Genomic DNA, 16,719 nt, shown 5'->3' on the forward strand with positions numbered 1-16,719 from the left:
TATCACTGATGTAAACATTTATTCTTGTTTTAGGACGACGTTTTCTTTACCGATTAATCCTGCTAATTGCTTGATTAATGCCTCGTTTGGCACGACCCAATCCAATAAGGAAAGTTGAACATAACGGTTTTCACTTTCATAATATAGCATGACTTTTGTCATCCCTTTATACTTTGCTAATACCTGTTTAATTTTTCTGAGTGTGTCATTTGTTTGTTTTTGTTTTGGAATTTTAATAAATAAGCGTGAGGTCGATTCTGCTTTCATTTCTTTCAAGACATCTAATGAGTAAACTTCATCAATAATCATCTGCGTTTTTCCATTGCGTTCCTCGATGCGCCCCTGAACCATAATGATAGCTTCATTCATTAAGTTTTCGGAACATGTTTTATACACATTTGGAAATACTACAGCTTCTAACTCATCGGCCTCATCATTAATCCCTATAAATGCCATCACTTCACCTTTTTTCGTGCGAATCGCCTTCACAGAAGAGATATAAACCCCAATGAGCACTTTATTTTCTTTTTTAACAATGGCTTCGTCAATAGATACAGCTCCAAAGTATTGAAAGAGAACTTTATATCCTATGATTGGATGCTCGGACAAGTACAAGCCAAGAGCCTTTTTCTCAAAAATAAGTTTATCTTCTAATCGAATAGGATCCACTTGAACATATTTCGGTTTGAGTGAAAATTCGCTGTTTAAAAATAAGTCAAAGTCGCCATCATTGGGATTTACTAACTCTGAATGGTCGATGGCTACGTCAAGGCTTGCAAGTAAGGTTGCTCGGTCCACCTCAAATTCGTCAAATGCGCCAGCATGGATGAGCATTTCTATAACTTTACGGTTAACAACACTTGTGGAAACACGTAAGCAAAAATCAAATATATCATAAAACGGCTTCTCTTTCCTCGCTGCAAAAATTTCCTTTAAAATCGCACCACCGACGCTTTTAATTGCAGCAAGACTATAGCGGATTCCTTCCTTCTCTGATGTAAATGAGTAAAAGCTTTTATTTATAGAAGGTGGTAGAATGACTATTTCTTTCTTCTTCGCTTCCTTAAGATATTGAGCGATTTTCTCATCATTACCGATTGCAGATGTTAGCAAGGCTGCCATAAAGTCTGTCGGATGATGAGCTTTTAAATATGCAAGCTGATAAGCAATAAAGCTGTAGGCAACCGCATGGCTTCTTGGAAATCCATAGTTCGCAAACCGGACGATCATATCGTAAATAGTATGTGCAATTTCTTCTTTATACCCAAGCTTTACTGACCCGCTCACGAAATGGGTTCGCTCTTGGTCAAGAATATCCTTATTCTTTTTAGAAACAGCTCTACGTAACAGGTCGGCCTCACCCAATGAAAACCCGGCAAGCTTTGACGCAATTTGCATGATTTGCTCTTGGTAGACGATGACACCGTATGTATCTTGCAAAATGGCTTGTAAATCTTGATGTGCATATTCAATCGGTGTCAAACCATGTTTCCGTTCTATGAAAAGAGGAATATTATCCATTGGACCTGGGCGATACAAGGCATTTACGGCGACTATATCTTCAAATCGAGACGGCTTGAGACGAACAAGCACATTCGTAATTCCTTCTGATTCAAATTGGAAGATTCCAGTCGTTTCTCCTTTACTAAGAAGTGCATACGTCTTCTCATCCTGAAGCGGAATGGTAGCCATATCAATTTTGCGCCCTGTCCTTTTTTTTATCGATTTCGTAATATTATCAATCAACGTAAGATTGCGTAGACCTAGAAAGTCCATTTTTAACAGACCGATTTCTTCAAGCACATCCATTGGAAACTGAGTCAGATGGATTCCATCATGTCCTGCTTGAATGGCAATAATCTCTGTTAACGGTTGATCACTTATTACGACACCAGCGGCATGGGTAGATGTATGTCGTGGTAGTCCTTCAAGCTTAATCGCCGTATCATACAAGCTTCGGTAAAGCTCGCTCGAGTCAATAAAGTCGCGAAATCTTTTGGACTCCGTATACGCCTGATTTAACGTAATGCCCAGTTTCGCGGGGACAGATTTTGATAATGCCTCTTGCTCTTTCGAACTCAATCCGAATACCCTTCCGGTATCACGAAGTGCAGCTTTAGCAGCAAGCGTCCCAAAGGTTATAATCTGGGCAACATGAAATTCTCCATATTTCTGAGCTACATAGGCAATCACTTCATCTCGGCGATTATCAGGAAAGTCAATATCAATATCCGGCATCGTTACCCTCTCTGGATTTAAGAAACGTTCGAACAATAGCTGGTGCTCTATCGGATCGACATTCGTTATCGATAAAACATAGGCAACCATTGAACCTGCCGAGGATCCTCTTCCCGGACCTGTCAAAATCCTTTCCTTTTTAGCAAACTTCATAAAATCCCAGACGATGAGAAAGTAATCACTAAACTTCATCGTCTTAATGACATGAAGCTCATAATGAAGTCGTTCGATATATTCACTTGGCATATCTGGTCTTTTCTGTTTCAGCCCTTCTAAACAAATTTGCTCCAGCATGTCATCTGCCGTTTGATCGTTCGGAACTGGGAATTTGGGCAATAATGAACGATTGAATGGGATTTCTACATGGCAGCTCTCTGCAATTTTCCGTGTATTTTCAAGTATGTCTGGTACATCACGAAAAAGCTCTTTCAATTGCTCTGCATTTTTTAAGTAATATTCCTGTGAAGGCAGCTTCATTCTGTCTTCATCAGTAAGCTTACTGCCGTTTTTTATGGCAAGCAGTACTTCTTGGGCTAGCGCATCGTTTTTTTCTAAATAAAAGACTGGATTCGTTGCGACAACGTCAATATTGACTTCTCTAGCAAACGTAAGGATGTGATTATTTTCTTCGTCTTGCCCCGTTGTCAACAGGCGTTGTAAAGACAGATAAAAAGAGTCGATCCCAAATAACCGTTGATACATGGCAACTGTTTCTTTTGCTTCTTCCATTTTCCCTTCTGAGAGCATTGATTCAATCTTGCCTCCACTTCCAGGAGAAATGGCAAACAAGCCAGCTGAATACGCCTTAAGCCATTTTATCGGCAATCCTAACTGTGACTTTGTTTGAATCGCTGAGCTAATTTTGAGTAGATTGGAGTAACCTCGGTTATTTTTGGCAAGTAGCAGGAGTGGAAAGGAACCCCCTTGTTCATCTAGTATATCCGCTATCAAGCCGATAATCGGCTTAATTCCTTGTTTCAGACATTCTTTATAAAAATAGGGTGCACCGTACATAACATTTCTATCGGTCAATGCTAGGCTTGAAAATCCATTCGCCTTTGCTTTTGATACAAGCTCATTTAATTTAATCGTGCTTGTTAGCAAGCTGTAAGCACTTTGTATATGAAGGTGAATACACATATTTCTCTCCCACCTTTATTAAGCATCTTTTCTATATCCCGCATTAACGGGCAGTAACCTCCCACCTACTAAGCTTAGAGGAATCGAAGAAGCGTAGGTGGGAGGTTACTGTCCGTATACGCCCGATTGGTTCAACTAACAATCAGTCGGGGATAAAGCCCCCCACTGAATGAAGTATCACTTTATAGTATAGTGCTAAACTTCAAAAAAGGAAAATACGTTCCCATTTGTACGCTAAAGGCTAATAATTTTGCGCATATGAATAACCAATGATTTGACGCATTTTCATCAAATTTACCACAATATATGAGTGTATCGATTTTTATCGAGCTATGTTCCACACATTAGTTTTCTTAACAATGCGCTTAAAAGAATTATCTTTATCATATCAAGTTTACTTGGTCCATATAAATAAGAATGAAGAATTAAATGAATAAGGGTGATGGATATGAAGGAAGCTTTTTTCCCTGCTTTTATTAACAGTTATTTTATTTCTCTTGGCGTATTATTTGGGGGAGCATTGATTGGCGGGCTGGCGGCATTTTTCACTGGACAAGCACCTTTAACAACGATAAAAAACCTTGCGGACTCATTAAGAATATGGGCGATTATCGCAGCGATCGGCGGAACTTTCGATACCGTGTATTCGTTTGAACGTGGCATTTTGGATGGAGCGACCAAAGATATTTTCAAGCAATTTCTCTTGATTTTATCTGCAATGGGCGGAGCCAAAACTGGATCTTTATTAGTTATGTGGTTTACACAAGGTGAGATTTCATCATGAGGATTCCCCCGCTTTATCGAAAGTCCAATTGGCAGCGCTTCTTTGTCGGTGTAGTAATTGGAGGGCTGCTCAGCTGGTTTGTTTTTCTATATATGCACGGTGTTCTTCAAGAAAAACAAATTAATAAAATTCATAAGCAAAATAAGATAATCCATGATATGTCGGATAAAATAGAAATATGGGAAAAAGATTATCATCAATTGAATCAACAAGCAAAGAAAAAGCTTCTGATTGAAGAGGTAAAGGTAGTGGTTTTAAACGGGAAACAATATGATCTTGATTTATTAAGTATAGCAGAAGTGGAAGATGTCATTGAAGACGATTTAACCTCTCTAATCGCCAAAGAAGTTGAAACGGTTTATAACAGTAAAACCCTATTGAAAAAATCGATTGAAAACAAAATCATTGAAATAAACAAGAAAAGCTACCGTCTTGAAGTCGTTGAAATTTTCTTATACACGACTATGAATATTGAAGTGAAGTTGCATCGTAAATAATGAAAAGGGTCTGATGCTCCTAATCGACCCTTTCCCCCATCATTGACATCCTTATTGACTCTTTTGGACCACGTCTTCTAAATCGCGAATAACATGCTCTACTTCACTCCAAGAATAAATCGATGCTCCGGCAGCCATTGGATGTCCGCCTCCATTGTATCGCTTCGCAACTCCATTTATTACAGGACCTTTAGAGCGCAACCGAACGCGAATTTCTTTTTCTTCCTCAATGAAAAATACCCATGCTTTCAGCCCTTTAACCGAACCAAGCGCACTCACAAGCAATGAAGCTTCAGCTGGCGTTGTGTCAAATTGAGTAAGAATTTCCTTCGTAATGACCATTTTGCCTACACCGCTAGTGAGCATTTCAAAATGCTGTAGCACATACCCGTTCAAGCGAACAATCTTTTCTTCTACATCGTACATTGCTGTAAACAGTTCAGGTCTGCTAAACGCATAATGAATAAGCTCACCTGCGTAGAGGAATGTTTTTTCAGACGTGCTCGGATATAAAAAGCGCCCTGTATCTCCTACCATTCCAGCAAATAGTAACCGAGCAGCAGCATCATTCATTTTCAATCCCTTGTCTTTTCCATGCAGATAAAACTCATAAATCATTTCACTTGTCGAACTTGCACTCGTATCTACCCAGCGTATATCTCCATAACTGTCATCATTCGGATGATGATCGATTTTTATTAATTTGTCACCTTGACGATAACGATCATCGCAAATTCGTTCGACATTTGCTGTATCGCATACAATCACAAGTGCACCTAGATAAACATCATCAGATATCGTATCTAATCTTCTTAAATAATTCAGCGATTCTTCTTCCTTGCCCACCGTGTAAATATTTTTCTCTGGAAAAGAGGTTTTTAAAATTTCAGCCAGCCCTCCTTGTGACCCGTATGCATCAGGGTCAGGTCGAACGTGGCGGTGGATAATAATAGTCTGGTATGATCTTATTAATTCTAAAATTTCAGCAATCATTGGATTCTCCTTCATTACTTGTAATGTATGGTTTTATCCCTCATTAACGGGCAGTAAAGCCCCCACCTCAGGGCTGTCTTCAAAGGTTTTTAGTTGAAGCCCACAGTATGTGGATCACTCAGAGGAAGACATGAGGACGCGTCGTACTTAGTCCGAGTTCGTTGACACTACATGTGACTAACAATCAGGAGAAGATGAAGCGCCCACTGATTGAAGTTTCACTTTATTTACGCTATTCCTACTAACTTTATGATTCGATCCGCTGGGCCAAAATCCCTTCATACAGTATGAAGTATAAAGGGTATAGGTGGAAATCTAGAGCTGAAAGCGTTACAATAAAGTGAAACTTCACCAGTAGACGACATCTCACTAGATGGTTAGCCCTGTTCTACAGTCGTTAATTATGAGCAAAAAGCGACACGACGAACCTGTTCAATCATAGACTTAAGTACAACTTTTAGGCCCGAGTCAACGTATGTTTAACTTACCACTGAGGATTTACGGCCTATTAAATCTAGGATTAGAAGTATGTAAACGGAGGATTAAAACGTATGTTACCACTTGTAGCGGTTATTTGTGTTTCACTTGCTTTTTATCTGTTTTATAAAATAAAATCTGCTCGAACTCGTTTGCCAATGGAAAAGAAATGGCTGAAGGGCAAATCGTCTATTGCATTAGGTGTATTTGTTGCTACTTACGGGATTAACCAACTCATACTGTTCCAAACGACAACGACCTTTATAATTGGAGCAATCTTTATCGTAATTGGCGGATTAAGCATTTGGGGTGGTTTTAAAGTATATAAACATTTTTTACCGCTTGCAATTGAAGAAGCGAAGCATAAAATGACCTCCCACTGATTGAAAGTCCCGTTCTAGAATCGCAAATATCTCTGCTCTACTACGATAAAACGACTCTACGAACCCGATTATCAAATCGGGATAAGAATTGTACAATCAAATGAAAGTAGAAGAAGGATGTCCCAATCGAAAGGATCAGACCTGAAACCTATACAACTCATTTTTTGTGTAAGTACCACAATGAAATGTATAGAGTAAGTGGTCGACCTTTTTTGGGATATCCTCTTTTAATAGAGATAAAAATAGATAACTTTTTTGTAAAAGGTTAACGATTTAAACAGCCTCTTTTATAATGCGTTATGATTTTTCAAGTAATTGACACGTCAAAATCGCTTTCCCGACCAATTTCCCTTCATTGAATACTTCTACATCCACTTTACCGAACTTGCGGCCTACCTCAAGAACACGCGGATGAATCTCTAGCACGCTATCCATTTGAACCGGTTTGATAAAGTAGATTGTCATATTTTCAACTACCAAATCACCCCGTTTATAACTTCTGAGTGCTCGGTTCGCGGAATCTGTTACAAGTGTCGTAAAAACACCTGCTGAAATTGTTCCTAAATAATTCGTCATTTGCGGCGTCATTTCATACTGATAAATTTCTTCACCTTTATTCCCATTCATCACAAGCTGACTAGTAATCGTATCGTCAATCGTTTCGCCTACCTGAGGCTGCCTCTGGCTCATTTGCAGTGCTTTTAATACGTCTTGACGAGTGACAATCCCTTGAAGCACATGATGATCATTTACTACAGGCAGTTGCTCAATGCCTTCCCAAACCATCATGTGCGCGGATGAAGCAACACTTGTTTTCATGCCGACCGTCATTGGATTCTTTGTCATGACTTTATCAATGAACACTTCTTCTTCCTGGGCTAGAACATCCTTAGAAGTGACCATACCTTGTACTTTCATATTGTTGTCTACGACGGGAAATCTACTATGCTTTGTATCACGATTAAGTTTGAGCCAATCGCTAATTTTGTCGCCCACGTTTAAGAAAGTCGTTTCATGGACCGGCATTAAGATATCTTCAACAAGTAGAATTTCTTTTTTTATTAATTGGTCATAAATAGCCCGGTTAATCATCGTTGCTACTGTAAACGTATCATAGCTTGTGGAAATAATCGGCAGCTGTAACTGGTCAGCAAGTTTCTTTGTATCATCTTCGGCATCAAATCCGCCGGTGATCAATACAGCCGCTCCCGCCGTTAACGCCTGGTCGTGTGCTTGAGATCGATTCCCGACAATTAGTAAATCACCAGGTCCTGTATATCGCATCATTGCCTCAAGCTTCATCGCACCGATCACGAATTTGTTCAACGTTTTATGAAGACCTTCGCGCCCGCCTAGAACTTGTCCGTCCACAATATTAACAACTTCCGCAAAAGTCAGCTTCTCAATATTCTCTTTCTTCTTTCGTTCAATTCGAATTGTGCCGACCCGTTCGATTGAACTGACATATCCTTGGTTCTCCGCTTCCTTAATGGCTCGGTATGCTGTCCCTTCACTTACACTTAAAGCCTTTGCAATTTGACGTACGGATATTTTTTTACCGACTGGTAGTCCATCTATATGTTTTAAAATTTGCTCATGCTTCGTTGCCAAGCTCTTCACCCTTTTCCCAATCTTCCTGCTTTCATTATAGAGTGAATGTACGAGCTATTCAAACGCAACTATTGATAATAATGAATTCTTTTCTTTTTATTCATAGATGCTTTGTGCTTTTTTACCTTTTTCGGAGAATATAAAATAGCTGTTAAATTCCCAGCGATTGCAAACAAAGCAAACAATAACCAAGCAGCAGAAAATAGCGACGTAAGTCCGCCAGCCGTCAAAGATAGTCTTGGTATTGCATAATAAAGCATAACACCACATAGTAGCAAACAAAGTAAATATCTTTGTTTTATGACAATCCCCTCCCCATAGTACCTTGCACTATATTGTATGCAAAACAAGGAGGAAAAAGAAGCAAGGGGAAAAGGCCTGACCTCACACTCTAAGAGCAAATCATTGAACAGGTCTATAAAGTGAAACTTACCTTTGTGATCTTCAAAGGTTTAGTAGAACCAATGGACCTTTATGGATAGTAAGAGTGGGATAAATGGAGGAACGCTTGTCTTAATACTTTCATATAATATACAAGGCGTGAGGAAGCACCTTGCGTCCCCTTAGATTGGCTGTAAAAAGTCAGTCTTTTTTTAAAATGGCTGTTTTCACATACTTTGTTGCTTTTCAATCATTTTTACACTAATAACCCGGGTTGATTTCCGTTGCAGGTACTCGCTTTCCGCGGGCGGTCTCAGAAGCCTCCTCAGTGCTTTGCACTTGCGGGGTCTCCCTCAACACGCTTTTCCCGCAGGAGTCTCGCACCTTCCACTACAATCAACATCTTTTCGAATTGGTTTCTTGCTAAAAACAACATTCTTTACGAAAAGAGCCTTTAAAATTAATAACCATATCAATGTTACCTTAAACACTTCACTAGAACTTAAGCTTATCGAGGAAATCAAATACTAGTGCTGTTCCCAGAATGGAGGATGACCGGTACCATCATATATTCGCACAATAGTGAAAAAATAGGCTTGCCACCTAGCTTTTCTATGTAGTGTATTTAGAACGATTTGATTTTCCTTTCAAATTGTTTGATCGTTAATTGATTTAACTCCGGAAAACCTTCTCCTTCTAGGGAAACGGTTTTTCCTTCGTGAACGGGATAGACACCTTGCCATCCCCCGACAATAGTATAATATTTTGTTCCAGGAACAGGTTTTAGAAAGGCAACATAACGCCCCTCAGACATCGGTCCTGGGAAAACTTTATTGTTAGGATCTGAAGGTTCAGGAAGTGGGTCAATTCCGGTTGATAACACAGAGATGATTTGACTGCTACTTCCCTTTAAATAGTTTTGGACGTGAAATCTTTGTACAAAATTCACGAGTTTGCCACTTTGTACAGATTGATCTAGTGGCTGTTCTTGATGAGAAGTATTGAGCCACCCATAAACAATTAGCGTTGAACCCGTTACTAATTCCTTTAAGTTTGAGTTACCTTTGATATTTACTACTTGTTTTGGAATCGTATTGTTTGCTTGAACGGGTAAATGAAACGTAAATAGTAAACATGTACAGATTAATAACTTAGACCAAAGGTTCATTCAAACACCTCATACATATATTTTGGTTTCACGATATTATTGTTTAACAATTTTTCTTTTTTATCCCGCATTAACAGGCAGTAAGTCCGATTGGTGAAATACAGTGAAACTTACCGAGAGTCTCGCATATCAACTACAATCAAAAGGATCATTCGTAAGAAAAAAAGGGGATACATAGTAGTCAAGACTACTATGTATCCCCTTTTTATGATTTTTGTCTGGATCAGTTACAAATTATTAAACTTTATAACAAATCCACCTCTGTTATATCTTCATTACTGACAAGTTTAAAGCTCGATATAATCGCCTGGTTCAAGTACTTTTCCATTGCCTGCTTTCAGCAAAGCGAGAAACTTCTGCGGATCCTGTTTGATTGGCGGAAAAGTATTATAATGAATTGGAACAACCTGCTTTGCCTGTAAGTACTCGGCCGCCAGCGCTGCATCTTCAGGCCCCATTGTAAAATTATCACCAATTGGTAAAAAGGCAAGATCAATAGGATGACGTTCACCAATCAATTTCATGTCAGAAAACACTGCGGTGTCTCCAGCGTGATAAATCGTTTTTCCTTCTGCGGTAAATAAGACGCCACTTGGCATACCAAGATATATAATCTGTCCATCATTTGTGATAAAACTATTGCTATGAAAGGCAGTTGTGAACTTAACTCTACCAAATTCAAACTCATATGCCCCGCCAATATTCATGCCATGTGTCCGTTCGACACCTTGTGCCCCAAGGTAATGAGCCATTTCTGCTGAACCAATCACAAGTGCATCGTGTTTTTTGGCTAACTCCACTGTATCACCAAGATGGTCACCATGCCCATGCGTTAAAATAATGACATCAGGATGAACATCCTCTACTTTTAAATCGGTCTGTCCGTTTCCATTAATGAATGGATCAAACAAAACCGTCGTCCCCTTCGTATTAATCATCACTACTGCATGACCGTGAAAAGATACTTTCAAAATAAGAACTCCCTTCAAACATTATTTCTCAACTATTCTACATTCGCTCTTCGTTCCCATTCTCCTTTTTATTAATCACTTTTCTTTATTAGTTGCCCTTCTTTCATGATAGTAAACCTTATTTTCCAAACGACTATTCCTATTCCAAAATAGTTTACTTTGCTTTTTATTATTGATAAGGTTGATATAGATACGGATGATTTTATTACTGGAGGCAATAAAAATGAATACAAAATTAACTGACTTAACACAATGGATACAAACAAGCGGACTGGACGCTGCTTTGATTACAGCTCCAGATAATGTGTTTTATTTAAGCGGCTTCTTGAGCGATCCTCACGAAAGACTGCTTGCATTGGTTGTTTTCCAAGAGGCTGAACCTATCCTTGTTTGCCCTAAAATGGAAACTGAAGATGCGAAGCGCTCAGGTTGGACAGGGGAAATTATCGGCTACACCGATATTGAAGACCCTTGGGAAGAAATAAAACAAGCAGTTGACCGCCGTTCTGTAAATGTAAAAAGGCTTGCCATTGAAAAAGAGCATCTAAATGTGGAACGATTAGAAAAAGTTCAAATAATCTTCTCTGTTCCTGAACTAGTAGCTGCTGAAACGAAATTACGGGAACTTCGCATGGTTAAAACAGAAGATGAAATGAAAAAAATACGAGAAGCATGCCGTCTTGCTGATTACGCGATTGAAATTGGGGTATCAGAAATAAAAGAAGGCAAAACAGAAATGGAAATCCTAGCTGCGATTGAATATGAAATGAAAAAAGCAGGCGTACAGGATATGTCATTTTCAACCATGGTACTAACGGGTGCCAATGCAGCGTCTCCACACGGAACACCAGGATCTACGAAAGTAAAACGCGGTGATTTTGTTCTGTTTGACTTAGGTGTTGTCTACGAAGGCTATTGCTCCGATATTACCCGAACTGTTGCATACGGCGACATTTCAGACAAGCAACGGGAAATTTATGAAACAGTACTTAAAGCGGAGGAAGCAGCTATTGCAGCAAGTAAACCCGGTATTTCATGTGCCGAAATCGATTTAACTGCTCGCAATATCATTCGTGACAAAGGATACGGAGATTATTTTCCTCACCGCCTTGGTCACGGCTTAGGAATCAGTGTACACGAATTTCCTTCCTTAACCGAAACAAACCCGCTTCTTTTGAAATCGGGTATGGTCTATACTATTGAACCTGGCATTTATGTGCCAAATGTTGCCGGTGTCCGAATTGAAGACGATATTTATGTAACTGAAACCGGAACAGAAGTGTTAACCAAATATCCAAAAACACTGCAAATTATTAAATAAAGTGAAACTTCAATCAGCGGGGAATGACTTTCTGTTAATGCAGGATAAAGTTTCTTTTCTACTCAATTTTTTGTGATCATTTGATCGTGAAGTTTAGGCAATGATGAAGGGAGAGTTTAATATGACAATGACGTATCAAAAAATTCTGGTGGCGGTAGATGGATCGAAAGAAGCAGAATGGGCTTTGCAAAAAGGCATTGAAATCGCACTTCGTAATGATGCGACACTATTGCTAGCCCATATTGTGGATGCAAGGAATTTCCCAGCAACAGAAGCCTTTAATAGCCCAATCGGAGACAGCGTCGAAGACTACGCATCTGAATTATTAAATAACTACCAAGAAGAAGTGAAAAAAGCCGGTGTCAAAGAAGTGGCAATAGCCATTGAATACGGCTCACCGAAAACCATCATCCCTAAAGATCTTGCTATAAAACATCATATTGACCTTATCATCTGCGGAGCTACTGGACTGAACGCAGTAGAGCGCTTTCTAATAGGAAGTGTTTCTGAAAACATCGTCCGCAATGCTAATTGTGATGTACTGATTGTTCGAACAGATAAAAAAAATTGATACGATGAAAAAAGACTGTCTCTAGAGTGCGACCCTGGATACAGCCTTTTTTATTTTTCACAGTTTAACTATCCAAACAATGAGGGACTCTACCCATCTGATGGAAGTTTCACTTATTTCACTAGCTCTCTTCCTTTTTGAATTGCTAGTTTTACTTGCTCAAATCCTGTTCCACCGGCGCTGTTACGGCGCTTTACTGCTTCATACGGGTTAAGAGCTTGATAGATATCTTCATTGAACAAATCTGACGCTTCTTTGAACTGTTCCAAAGTCAAATCTGCAAGATAGCAACTTTGATTCACACATGATAGTACCAATTTGCCGACTACTTCATGCGCCTCTCTAAACGGTATGCCTTTCGCTGCCAAATAATCCGCTAATTCAGTAGCATTCGAGAAGTCGTTTTTCGTTGCCTTCTCCATAACCTCGCTATTCACTTTCATCGTGGAAATCATGCCTTCAAAAATTTTCAAAGAGCCGATCACCGTTTTTACTGTATCAAAAATACCTTCTTTATCTTCTTGCATATCTTTATTATAAGCAAGCGGCAATCCTTTCAAAACGGTTAAAAGACCTGTAAGATTACCATACACACGCCCTGTTTTCCCACGAATCAGCTCAGCCATATCTGGATTCTTTTTCTGAGGCATAATGCTGCTTCCAGTTGAAAAAGCATCATCTAGTTCAATAAATTGAAACTCTTGACTTGACCAAAGAATGATCTCTTCGCTAAACCGAGAAAGATGCATCATTAATGTGCTGCTGTTACTAAGAAACTCAAGCACAAAATCCCGATCACTCACAGCATCCAAGCTGTTTTCATAGATAGCGTCAAACCCAAGTAACTCCGCACTGTACGCACGATCGATTGGAAAGGTTGTCCCCGCTAATGCACCAGCTCCGAGTGGAGAAACATTAATTCGTTTCAAACTTTCCGTAAATCGCTCTTTGTCACGTTGCAACATCCAGAAATAAGCCATCACATGATGGGCAAATGAAATCGGCTGAGCGCGTTGCAAATGAGTATATCCAGGAATTAATGTTTCAACATGGTCCTCTGCCTGCTCGAGTAAAGCTGTTTGCAAGGCTGAAATTAAGCTCAAAACATCCTCCGTTTGATTACGCAAATACAAATGCATATCAGTCGCCACTTGGTCATTCCGGCTTCGACCAGTATGCAACTTCCCACCTACCGGACCAATTTCAGAAATAAGCATGCTTTCTAAATTAAGATGAATGTCTTCCATCTCTACTTTGAAGGATAACTCACCTTTTTTTGCTTTTTCTTGAAGAGTTAGCAGCCCCGACGTAATCAGGTCTGCATCTTCTTCAGGTAAAATACTGCTTTTCTTCAACATTGCCACATGAGCAAGACTGCCTTGAATATCTTCGAGTACTAGTTCTTGGTCAAATGAGATGGATGCGCCAAACTCATCTACCCATTCTTCAGCAGATTTCGTAAATCTGCCTCCCCATAACTTACTCACACAGTCACCTTCTTATTTTGGTTCGTTACCATGCTTGAAACCTTCGTTGGTAGACCCCAAAGCTTTATGAAGCCAACAGCTGCATCATGATCAAATTCATCGTCCTTCGTATAAGTAGCTAATTTCTCATTATAAAGCGAGTACTCGGATTTTCTGCCTTCTACAATCGCATGGCCTTTGAATAGTTTCACACGTACTGTACCTGTAACAGTTTTCTGTGTTTCTTTTAAAAATGCCGATAATGCATTTTGAAGCGGCGAGAACCAAAGTCCTTCATAAATTAGCTCCGTTAGTTTTTTTTCAATAACTGGTTTGAAATGAGCAACTTCTTTAACTAAAGTAATATCTTCAAGTTCTTTATGTGCTGTAATTAAGGTCATCGCAGCAGGGGCTTCGTACACTTCACGTGATTTAATTCCTACTAATCTATTTTCAACATGGTCGATTCGGCCAACGCCGTGTTTACCGGCTAATAGATTCAATTCAAGAATTAAGTCTACTAGTTTATATTGTTTATCATTTAATGTAACAGGTACGCCTTGTTCGAAACCAATTTCAATGACATCCGGTGTATCTGGAGTATTTTCAAGGCTTGCCGTCAATTCATATGCACCTTCTGGTGGAGCTGCCCATGGATCTTCCAATATCCCACATTCATTGCTTCTTCCCCATAGGTTTTGGTCAATGGAGTACGGGCTGTCTAAATTAATCGGAATTGGAATATCATTTTCAATCGCATATTGGATTTCTTCTTCACGAGACCATTTCCATTCGCGCACTGGAGCAAGAACAGTAAGGTTTGGATTTAATGCCTGGATTGAAACTTCAAAGCGGACCTGGTCATTTCCTTTTCCCGTGCAACCATGTGCCACTGCGACAGCATTTTCCAACTCAGCAATCTCTACAAGTTTCTTCGAAATCAACGGGCGAGAAAGTGCAGAAACAAGTGGATATTTTCCTTCGTATAGTGTATGAGCCTGAAGAGCTGCTAAAGCGAAATCATCCGCAAACTCATCTTTCGCATCGATCACATACGATTTTATGGCACCTACTTGAATTGCTTTTTCTTTAATAAAAGCCAAGTCTTTTCCTTCCCCAACATCCAAACAGCATGCCACTACATCGTACCCTTGCCCTTGCAACCACTTTATCGCTACAGAAGTATCTAGACCTCCGGAATACGCTAACACTACTTTTTGATTTGACATGATTGTATCGTCCCCTTTTTATGTGAATAAAAATTCATAATTTATTATTTTTATACATCTCTTATTTAGTACTTTAACAGTTTTAAAAAAAGATTGCAAGCACAATTTAAAGATTAGACGGGGATTTTTCTGAAGATTTCTTTTGTTTAAGGTTCAGTTGAACTTGCCTATATATTGAAACGAAAGGGTTCGCTTTCCTCAGGCGGTCGGAAGCCTCCTCGGTGCTAAGCGCCTGTGGGGTCCCCCTTTGACTCCTGCAAGAAAAGGAGTCTGACGCTTCCCGCTCCAATCAACCACGAGCTTTAACATAGCCTTCATAAAAAAACAAATGGGTAAAACACTTTCATAACTTCCTACACATAAAAAAGAAGGATCAGACCCCGCGTCAACTAATACCAGTATTAATAAGTGTACGAGACACTACATACTGATTTAGATTGTGAGGTCAGACCCTTATGAGATATGCCAGTTTAAGTTTGCCTTTCGTTACGATACAATATCCTTCATTCATTAACTACTCTCTTTTTTTGCAAATAACGATATTGATAATATTTTTGCGCGAATTCACTCACTTGCCGTGTCATCCGATAATTAGAACTTGCTCCAATTAACATGCTAAGCAATGGAATACCTTGGATTTGTTTTTTCCGAAACACTGTAATGGCCCCCGCCTTCAACAATTGTTTTAACGGCTGCTCTAACCAAGTAATGTTCGTTAAATCATCGGTTCCCTCGTAAAAATATTCTTCACCATCCTGATGGGTTTCATTGATCAATTCCTGCCACGCAGCACCTTGAAGGCGTCTCGGCATATTGCCAATATGAAAGACCTTGAGGGCCATCATCATTTCAAACGGTGTATTTACTTCAAAACCGTACGTCATCGCTATCAGCTGAACAACCCGAACGTTAATGACCGTCATCGCTGGGATATCGCTTCCTAATAAAATTAGTCCGCCTGACCCACTTGCTCCGCCTTGGGCAAACGAATACAGTCTATGTCTCGCAATTTGCTGTGCCGCTATGTAATTCAATTGATCAATAGGTAGGCGCTTAATATCAGTAATGGTCTCGATTTCAGGATTATATACCCGCGCAGCTTCTAAAATTCTATCTCGAGCGTCCATCTGGATTTGCGAACTTTGCAATAATGCATGTAAATGAAAGAGCATCGTATCAAGTTTCGCAAAAAATTGCGTCCGAACATCTTCAGGAAGCAGGGAAAAACTTTGTTCAAGCCATCTATCATACATCACCGTAAAATCAGTCGGTTCGTATTGATAAAGCTTTTGCTCCCATTCGCCTATCTCATTCCAGACTTGAATATCTCGATTTGTCATGCCCATATCCCAACCTCCTAAAAGCCTTTTATAATGGCTGGCTCATTCTTCCTATTAGTATAACACAGAGGACTACATCGCTAGAATGCAAAAAGAGGCTGTCCATTCAAAGACTAGGTCTCACAACGACTATATCCAGTGTTAGATAA

14 protein-coding genes are annotated in these 16,719 nt (G+C 39.5%); 5 read left to right on the forward strand and 9 right to left on the reverse strand.

All coding sequences use genetic code 11. The features are described 5' to 3' along the window. Window positions 1–18: 18 nt before the first annotated feature. Entirely contained in the window at window positions 19–3,378 is a 3,360-nt protein-coding gene (dnaE, locus tag V179_RS0115155; protein ID WP_028392224.1) for a DNA polymerase III subunit alpha, read from the reverse strand. Window positions 3,379–3,820: 442 nt separating this feature from the next. On the opposite strand from dnaE, the gene V179_RS0115160 reads away from it, so the two are divergent. Together V179_RS0115160 and ytrI are read left to right on the forward strand one after the other, a co-directional pair. Next, on the forward strand, window positions 3,821–4,162 hold the full coding sequence (locus tag V179_RS0115160; protein ID WP_084552369.1) for a YtrH family sporulation protein: 342 nt from the start codon (window positions 3,821–3,823) through the stop codon (window positions 4,160–4,162). Further along, window positions 4,159–4,659 carry a sporulation membrane protein YtrI gene (gene ytrI / locus V179_RS0115165; protein ID WP_028392226.1) on the forward strand — a complete coding sequence of 167 codons (501 nt, stop codon included), beginning with the start codon at window positions 4,159–4,161 and terminating at the stop codon, window positions 4,657–4,659. The genes V179_RS0115160 and ytrI overlap by 4 nt, the downstream gene beginning before the upstream one ends. Before the next feature lie 51 nt (window positions 4,660–4,710). Here the strand turns inward: ytrI and V179_RS0115170 are convergent, their stop codons facing one another. Further along, a complete protein-coding gene (locus tag V179_RS0115170; RefSeq protein WP_028392227.1) occupies window positions 4,711–5,652 on the reverse strand; it encodes a DHH family phosphoesterase in 942 nt (313 codons plus the stop codon). Window positions 5,653–6,203: 551 nt separating this feature from the next. Between V179_RS0115170 and V179_RS0115175 the strand changes: the two genes are divergently transcribed. Continuing rightward, window positions 6,204–6,512, forward strand: coding sequence for a YtpI family protein (locus tag V179_RS0115175; protein ID WP_028392228.1), 309 nt, complete (start codon window positions 6,204–6,206; stop codon window positions 6,510–6,512). Window positions 6,513–6,809: 297 nt separating this feature from the next. On the opposite strand, the gene V179_RS0115180 is transcribed toward V179_RS0115175, so the two are convergent. From V179_RS0115180 to V179_RS0115195, 4 genes are all read right to left on the reverse strand, one after another. Next, entirely contained in the window at window positions 6,810–8,123 is a 1,314-nt protein-coding gene (locus V179_RS0115180; protein ID WP_028392229.1) for a CBS domain-containing protein, read from the reverse strand. 68 nt (window positions 8,124–8,191) lie between these two features. Beyond that, window positions 8,192–8,383 (reverse strand): hypothetical protein, encoded by a 192-nt coding sequence (locus V179_RS0115185; RefSeq protein ID WP_051405030.1) that lies wholly within the window; start codon window positions 8,381–8,383, stop codon window positions 8,192–8,194. Window positions 8,384–9,129: 746 nt separating this feature from the next. Further along, window positions 9,130–9,672 carry a hypothetical protein gene (locus tag V179_RS0115190; protein ID WP_028392231.1) on the reverse strand — a complete coding sequence of 181 codons (543 nt, stop codon included), beginning with the start codon at window positions 9,670–9,672 and terminating at the stop codon, window positions 9,130–9,132. Window positions 9,673–9,959: 287 nt separating this feature from the next. Beyond that, window positions 9,960–10,643: a metal-dependent hydrolase gene (locus tag V179_RS0115195; protein ID WP_028392232.1), complete on the reverse strand. Its 684-nt coding sequence runs from the start codon at window positions 10,641–10,643 to the stop codon at window positions 9,960–9,962. 223 nt (window positions 10,644–10,866) lie between these two features. Between V179_RS0115195 and V179_RS0115200 the strand changes: the two genes are divergently transcribed. Together V179_RS0115200 and V179_RS0115205 are read left to right on the forward strand one after the other, a co-directional pair. Further along, complete coding sequence (locus V179_RS0115200) at window positions 10,867–11,964, forward strand: M24 family metallopeptidase (protein WP_028392233.1); 1,098 nt, start codon at window positions 10,867–10,869, stop codon at window positions 11,962–11,964. A gap of 121 nt (window positions 11,965–12,085) precedes the next feature. Next, the gene (locus tag V179_RS0115205; protein ID WP_028392234.1) at window positions 12,086–12,535 is read left to right on the forward strand and encodes a universal stress protein; all 450 of its coding nucleotides are present in this window, start codon (window positions 12,086–12,088) and stop codon (window positions 12,533–12,535) included. 113 nt (window positions 12,536–12,648) lie between these two features. Here the strand turns inward: V179_RS0115205 and argH are convergent, their stop codons facing one another. The 3 genes from argH to V179_RS0115220 all read right to left on the reverse strand — a co-directional run bounded on the left by argH (window position 12,649) and on the right by V179_RS0115220 (window position 16,576). Next, window positions 12,649–14,022, reverse strand: coding sequence for an argininosuccinate lyase (argH, locus tag V179_RS0115210; protein WP_028392235.1), 1,374 nt, complete (start codon window positions 14,020–14,022; stop codon window positions 12,649–12,651). Next, window positions 14,019–15,230: an argininosuccinate synthase gene (locus tag V179_RS0115215; RefSeq protein WP_028392236.1), complete on the reverse strand. Its 1,212-nt coding sequence runs from the start codon at window positions 15,228–15,230 to the stop codon at window positions 14,019–14,021. The genes argH and V179_RS0115215 overlap by 4 nt, the downstream gene beginning before the upstream one ends. 503 nt (window positions 15,231–15,733) lie before the next feature. Then, the gene (locus V179_RS0115220) at window positions 15,734–16,576 is read right to left on the reverse strand and encodes an EcsC family protein (protein WP_028392237.1); all 843 of its coding nucleotides are present in this window, start codon (window positions 16,574–16,576) and stop codon (window positions 15,734–15,736) included. Window positions 16,577–16,719 lie beyond the last annotated feature (143 nt).

The sequence above is a fragment of the Bacillus cihuensis genome (assembly GCF_000504145.1).
Taxonomy (GTDB): Bacteria; Bacillota; Bacilli; order Bacillales; family DSM-1321; genus Peribacillus; species Peribacillus huizhouensis.